Source organism: Lacticaseibacillus jixianensis (assembly GCF_003946485.1).
Taxonomy (GTDB): domain Bacteria; phylum Bacillota; class Bacilli; order Lactobacillales; family Lactobacillaceae; genus Lacticaseibacillus; species Lacticaseibacillus jixianensis.
The window spans coordinates 1-1,493 of the sequence record NZ_RHOJ01000048.1 but is presented as its reverse complement, the minus strand read 5'-3'; the positions used below and the strand labels follow the sequence as shown (position 1 = coordinate 1,493).

Here is a 1,493-nt window from a genome sequence, read left to right as displayed (position 1 = left end):
TGAAGTGCCCTACAATTGTTAGACGATAAGTCTGATGATTGTGGGGCTTTTCTTATGACTAAGTACAGCAGCGAATTCAAGGCAAAGGTAGTCTCAAAATACTTGAGAGGTGGTACAAGTTTTCAAGACTTATGTGCAGAATTTAATATACCTTCTTCTGGACCGGTACGCCGCTGGGTCCAGCAGGCACGTGCTCATGGGTTAGCGTCTCTGAAAGTCAAACACACTCGGATGGAGTATTCTCAAACTTTCAAAATCTCAGTGGTAGAGTATGTGCATACACACCAAATAAGCCGAGCGTTGGCCGCAGCACACTTTGACATCTCTACCAGCCAGGTGAATGCCTGGGATCGCATCGTTAGAGACCAAGGGGTTGCGGGTCTGCGTCCGAAGCTTAGAGGAAGGCAGCCAGCGATGAGTAAGCATAAGAAGATCAAGCCGATCAAGCGGCTCGAACCAACGCAAGAGGAAAAATACCAGCAAGAGATTTTGGAGCTTAAGAGTCAACTGCATAAGGCTGAACTGGACCGTGATATTTTAAAAGCACTCGCGACCCTGACGAAGAACTCACCGAAGCACTCTCCACGAAAGTGAAGGCGGGTATAGTTACCTCGTTAAGGTCGCGCTATGATCTGAAAGAATTACTTAGGTTGCTTAAACTGCCCCGTGCAACTTACTATGACCGTCTTAAGCGCAATGAGAAGGCAGATAAGTACGCCAAGGTAAAAGCGTTCATCAAGCAGGTCTACTACAAATCAAAGGAAACGTACGGTTATCGCCGCATCCATGATGAAGCAACCAAGCATGGTTTCAACTACGGTGAGGAGACCATCCGGCGCATCATGGGTGATATGGGCTTAAAGGTCACAATCTACTCCAAGCACACCTCTAAGTATCACTCGTACAAAGGCAAGGTAGGCACTATCGCGCCTAACATCTTGAAGCAAAAGTTCAATGCTAAACAACCTCTGACCGTGCTTCATACTGACGTGACTCAGGTCCGCCTTTATAATGGCGAATGGGGCTATATCTCAGCAATTACAGACGAAGCTAGTCGAGAGGTTCTCGCCGCTATCGTCAGTGCATCACCTAATAAAGCGTTGATCCAGGCAACTCTCGATGAGCTGCAGGAACATCTCAAGGATGGCCTTAAACCAGTTCTTCACTCAGATCAAGGATGGCAGTATCAGATGCCTGATTATCAGCAACGTTTGAAGGATCTGAACATCGTTCAGAGTATGTCACGTAAAGGCAACTGCCACGACAATGCGCCAATCGAAAGTTTCTTCAACCTGATGAAGCGCGAGTGTCTTAATCGTTATCAAATTGATGATCTGACTAGTTTACGAAAATTGGTCAACGGGTACGTTGATTGGTTTAACAACGCTAGAATCTCCAGAAACAAAAATGGCTTGACCCCGGTTGAGTATCGGGAACAAGTCATCGTGGCTTAATTCAAATTCTAATTCGTCTAACTTTTCTATTGCACTTCA

2 protein-coding genes are annotated in these 1,493 nt (G+C 46.0%); both read left to right on the top strand.

What is annotated here, in order from left to right:
• Positions 1-54: 54 nt before the first annotated feature.
• Complete coding sequence (locus EKM85_RS11375) at positions 55-594, top strand: helix-turn-helix domain-containing protein (RefSeq protein WP_225418993.1); 540 nt, start codon at positions 55-57, stop codon at positions 592-594.
• Positions 591-1,454, top strand: coding sequence for an IS3 family transposase (locus tag EKM85_RS11370; protein ID WP_225418992.1), 864 nt, complete (start codon positions 591-593; stop codon positions 1,452-1,454). Before EKM85_RS11375 ends, EKM85_RS11370 begins: the two co-directional genes overlap by 4 nt.
• Positions 1,455-1,493 lie beyond the last annotated feature (39 nt).

Coding starts and splice junctions, on each gene's coding strand:
- EKM85_RS11375 (WP_225418993.1), top strand. CDS start 55: ATGACTAAGTACAGCAGCGAATTCAAGGCAAAGGTAGTCTCAAAATAC.